The following is a 4,762-nucleotide window of genomic DNA, read 5'->3' as shown; positions in this document are numbered from 1 at the left end:
AAGTCGTATCAGCATAGGTTACTTAAAACGTTGCATTGCGAATTTCTTTTATATTCGTAACTTTAGAAGTATCTCGCTGAACCACCTTATCATTCGCATATAAATGGACTGAAGCCATTGCCAGAGAGAGTGCAATAACAGAGCTACTTAAAATTTTATTCATGTTCCAGATCCAATCATTTAGTCATACTCGAATCATGATAGGAAAAATCAAATAATAAAATTGTCCGTAAGGACAATCATCGAAACTATTGGGACAACATGCTATATTTGTTATTTTAGAGAGGTAGATCGAATGGCTATACCAGTGATTGGATTATTCGTTTATCCCAATATAAATCCATTTCACTTCTCTATTCCCCATATCATTTTCAATATCAGGATTGAAGATAAACGCTTATTTGATCTGAAAATTTTTTCTATAGATGGCCAACCCGTAAAAACAGAACAGTCTATGATGATTATCCCTGATGGTGGGATTGAACTCATTAAAGAGTCGGATCTTATTATTATTCCTGGATGGGATGATTTTAATCATGAGCCTGAACAAGTACTTATCGATGCCCTAAATTGTGCGTATCAGACTCGAATTAGAATTGTAGGGTTATGCTATGGAACTTATGCATTGGCATATGCTGGTTTACTTGATCATAAAAAAGCAGCTACGCACTGGATGGCTGAACAAGATTTTAGTGAGCGATTTCCACAGGTTAAGCTTGATCATGATGCCCTATATGTAGAAGACCAAAGGATCGTAACCTCTGCAGGAACAGGCGCAGCATTAGACTGCTGCTTGTACTTGGTACGTGAAATCTATAATGCACAAATTGCGAATAAAGTTTCTAGAGTAATGGTAATTCCGCCTCACCGTGAAGGTGGGCAAGCTCAGTTTATTGAACAGCCAGTAGCAGAATCGAGCCAAGATGCACAAATTAACCTATTACTTGATTTTTTAAGAAAGAATTTAGCTGTACAACATAATATTGAAAGCCTAGCTGAACGGACACATATGACACGTAGGACGTTCACACGGCATTTTAAGAAAGCGACAGGTATGACCTTAGTCGATTGGCTGAATACTGAAAGAATCAGATTAAGTTGTGAACTCTTAGAAACAACAAACTTGTCTATCGAAAAGATAACCGAGCTTTCAGGTTTTAATAATACCGTGTCATTTAGAAAAAATTTTCGTGAAAAATATGGCACCAGCCCTCAGGCATGGAGAAAAGCTTTTGGGATCATTAATGAGAATAATCCGCCCCATTTAACATAATGGGCATTATATGAAATACATTTGTTAGAACCCATTCAAAATGTCTATATTCTCACCAATAAAAATGTCTGGTTTATGATGGTTTTTATCACCATGGACTGGATATAAAATATAAATGCTGATCACTATGTCTGATAAAGAAATTCAACGTCTTGCAGTTCTGCAAGACGTTAGAGATCATCGTATTACCCAGGTCCGTGCTGCTGAAATCCTGAATCTTTCCACCCGTCAAATTACCCGGTTATTGCAGAAGCTCAATCAAGATGGTGTCTCAGGTATGGCACATGCCAGTCGTGGTCAACCGAGTCATCGTCGCCATGACGTTCTGTTAAAATCAGAATGTCTTTCCATTATTTCTGAACATTTACTTGGCTTTGGTCCTACATTGGCTCATGAGAAGCTCAGCAGCATGTTTGGCCTGCATATCCCGGTAGAAACGGTTCGTCGCTGGATGACTGCAAATGACCTGTGGATTCCTCGATCCAAGCGCCTGAAACGTCCATATCAGCCTCGATACAACCGTGATTGCTTCGGTGAGCTGATCCAGATCGATGGCTCATATCATGACTGGTTTGAAGGTCGAGCTTCCAAATGCTGCTTGCTGGTTTATATCGATGACGCCACTGGAAAGCTGTTGCATCTGCGCTTTTGTGAGGCTGAAACGACCTTTGATTATATGCTTTCAACCCGAGCCTACATTGAGCAATACGGCAAGCCTTTAGCGTTTTATAGCGATAAACACTCGGTATTCCGAGTGAATCAGAAATCGAGCCGAGATAGCCAGATCACGCAATTTGGGCGGATTCTGAATGAGTTAAATATTGATATTATCTTCGCCAACTCACCCCAGGCCAAAGGCCGTGTGGAACGTGCCAATAGAACACTCCAGGATCGCCTGATCAAGGAAATGCGCCTAGAAGGTATCTGTTCAATTGCCGAGGCAAATGCCTGGCTGCCCTGCTTTATTGAGCATTTCAATCAGAAGTTTGCCAAGTGTGCGCGAAACTCAAAGAATTTACATCGGCCATTAACCGAATCTCATCTTGAACTGGATGATATTTTTACCTGGCAGGAACCGCGTAAGGTCACCAAGAATCTGACCCTGACCTATGACAAATGTATTTATCTGCTTGAACCGACAGAGCTGAATCATAAGCTTGTTGGGCAATATATTTCATTTCTGGAGTACCCGGATGGGACTGTGGCCCTCATGCACGAGGGACGAAAGCTCAACTACAGCATTTTCAATAAATTAGCTGGGCTACAGCAGAATGAGATCGTTGAGAATAAACGGTTAGGTACAGTTCTGGCACATATTCAGCAACAGCATGAAGAGTTGGAAAAACAGAATAAACGTTCCCGGGCCCAGAAAAGTATGCCAAGTCGTAAAGCTCAGAAAGTTGTTATTGAACAAAGAAATTTAAATCCTGTGCTTGACTCTTGTGGTTAAAAACAGGACATTTTAAATGGTTTATCGCATAGACATTTTAATTGGTGAATAACAACATTTTTAAATAGTATTACTTATCAAATACTTAAATCAATAAACCCGAAACCAGAAAGATCAAAAAATAGACTTTTTAACAACTCGTATTTTTTTAATCATGTTTGTAATATTTTGCCAATAAAATTGATCACTTTTTAATCGAATCGAGGATTTTTTCAATGGCCCGGTCTTCCTAGGGCCAAAACTGTCCCCAATTTCTGGGGATAACATTTAGACATATGTTATGCATATCTTAGTAAAAATTAATCTCGACCTTAGCATCTTTTCATTCATTATATTTTAAACTGTTTAATGAGCAATTTTAAACATCAAGGTAAATTTCCTCATTAACTTTTTCTGTCTTTCCCCAATCAATTGAGGAAAGACATGACCATGATTTTAAGCACTACGCTTCAAACCTTCGAGTCGTAGTGAGTCAGTCATATTTAACAACAGTTGTTCGGTTTTTGTCCAGCCCAGACATCCATCAGTAACAGATTGACCATAAGTCATTTGCTCAGAAATTTTCTGGTTGCCATCTACCAAATGACTTTCTAGCATTACGCCACGAACATTGGTCTGTAAGCGTTCTGCTACGATCTGTTCCAGTACTTTAGGCTGTAGCATCGGATTTTTTGAGCTATTGCCATGACTACAGTCAATTACCAATGCCGGTAAGTCGATCTGATGTTTGGCCCGGATTTTCTCAATTTCTGACAATTGGTAATTTGGTCCGCTATTCGAGCCACGTAAAATCAAATGTGCTTTCGGATTACCTTGCGAGTGTAAAATACATGGTAAACCAGACTGGCTCATCCCCAAGAATTGATGCGGATGAGAGGCAGACTGGATGGCATCTAGTGCAATCTGGATCGAACCATCAGTACCATTTTTGAAACCGATGCTGTACGGCATATGGCTGGAAATTTCGCGATGAATTTGTGATTCGCTGGTACGTGCGCCAATCGCTCCCCAGGCCAATAGATCATCGAAATAAGCAGTTGCCATTTGGCTAAGAATTTCCGAAGCGATTGGCAGGCCCATTTCAATAATTTTTAGGTATAAGTCACGGGATTTTTCCAAGCCCAATTGCATATTGGATGAACCATCCAGATTTGGATCGTAAAGGAAACCTTTCCAACCCACCGTAGTCCGTGGTTTTTCAATATAAGCACGCATCACCAGGAAAATCTGATCAGATAGCTGTGACTGAAGTTGTTTTAATTTTTCTGCATAGTCTAGCGCGGAAGCTTCATCATGAATGGAACATGGGCCTGTGACCACCATTAAACGATGATCCTTGCCTTCTAATATATTTTGAATAGTTTGACGGTGTTCAGCGACTTGGCTGGCTAATTGCGGAGACAGTGGCAATTGCTGCTTAAGCTGCTGAGGTAAAATTAAAATGCTTTCAGCATGATGTTGTTGTGATGTATTTGGGGTATTCATGACTTTAATCCTGGGACTGGCAATCAGTCCAAACTTTTATTTGAGCGTTATGGGTCTAATCGAAGGTGTTGTGAGTGTCATTAGCTGACTAAAATAAGACCAATAAAAGTTGTTAAAGTATGAATAGTTAAAGTTTGTCATGGCTGTCTCCAAAATATTGTAAAAAATGAAAGGCATAAAAAAACCTGATCAGGGTTGCCGATCAGGTATAAACTGGTGGGCAACCTTTTCATTGCCCAAACGCGTTCAGGCAATTAGCTAAACTGCCAGAAATAAAAATATGCGTTTGAAATGATAGGTTGCTTTAACATGTTATGTCTTTCATAAAATGTGATTCTGAAATTAAAATACGCGCTCTGTGAGCATTTGACAAGCATTAAATATAAAAAAATATTTATTAACTTTTCTAGGGTCTGTTGACATTTTCTGTTCAAAAAAATAGCGAGAAAGTAAAATTTAATCGCCAAACCAAATTTACTTCTCGCTATGCCTCGTACAATGCTGAATGATCAACACTGGTCTAAGTTACTTTCTATTTTCCGAAATTTTGATAT

General features: G+C 39.3%; 4 protein-coding genes. 2 read left to right on the top strand and 2 right to left on the bottom strand.

What is annotated here, in order from left to right; genetic code table 11:
• Window positions 1–22 precede the first annotated feature (22 nt).
• A complete protein-coding gene (locus ACIG3F_RS15905) occupies window positions 23–163 on the bottom strand; it encodes a hypothetical protein (RefSeq protein WP_396470523.1) in 141 nt (46 codons plus the stop codon).
• A gap of 132 nt (window positions 164–295) precedes the next feature.
• Between ACIG3F_RS15905 and ACIG3F_RS15900 the strand changes: the two genes are divergently transcribed.
• Both ACIG3F_RS15900 and ACIG3F_RS15895 read left to right on the top strand, forming a co-directional pair.
• Entirely contained in the window at window positions 296–1,273 is a 978-nt protein-coding gene (locus ACIG3F_RS15900) for a GlxA family transcriptional regulator (RefSeq protein ID WP_396470522.1), read from the top strand.
• A 115-nt stretch (window positions 1,274–1,388) separates the two neighbouring features.
• Window positions 1,389–2,723, top strand: coding sequence for an ISNCY family transposase (locus ACIG3F_RS15895; RefSeq protein ID WP_396470521.1), 1,335 nt, complete (start codon window positions 1,389–1,391; stop codon window positions 2,721–2,723).
• Window positions 2,724–3,158: 435 nt separating this feature from the next.
• Here the strand turns inward: ACIG3F_RS15895 and ACIG3F_RS15890 are convergent, their stop codons facing one another.
• On the bottom strand, window positions 3,159–4,208 hold the full coding sequence (locus tag ACIG3F_RS15890) for a 3-deoxy-7-phosphoheptulonate synthase (RefSeq protein ID WP_396470520.1): 1,050 nt from the start codon (window positions 4,206–4,208) through the stop codon (window positions 3,159–3,161).
• Window positions 4,209–4,762 lie beyond the last annotated feature (554 nt).

It is taken from the genome of Acinetobacter sp. NPDC052428, from assembly GCF_044547685.1.
GTDB lineage: Bacteria > Pseudomonadota > Gammaproteobacteria > Pseudomonadales > Moraxellaceae > Acinetobacter > Acinetobacter lwoffii_G.
Note: the sequence above shows the minus strand (reverse complement) of the source record. Positions and strands in the feature narration are given on the sequence as shown.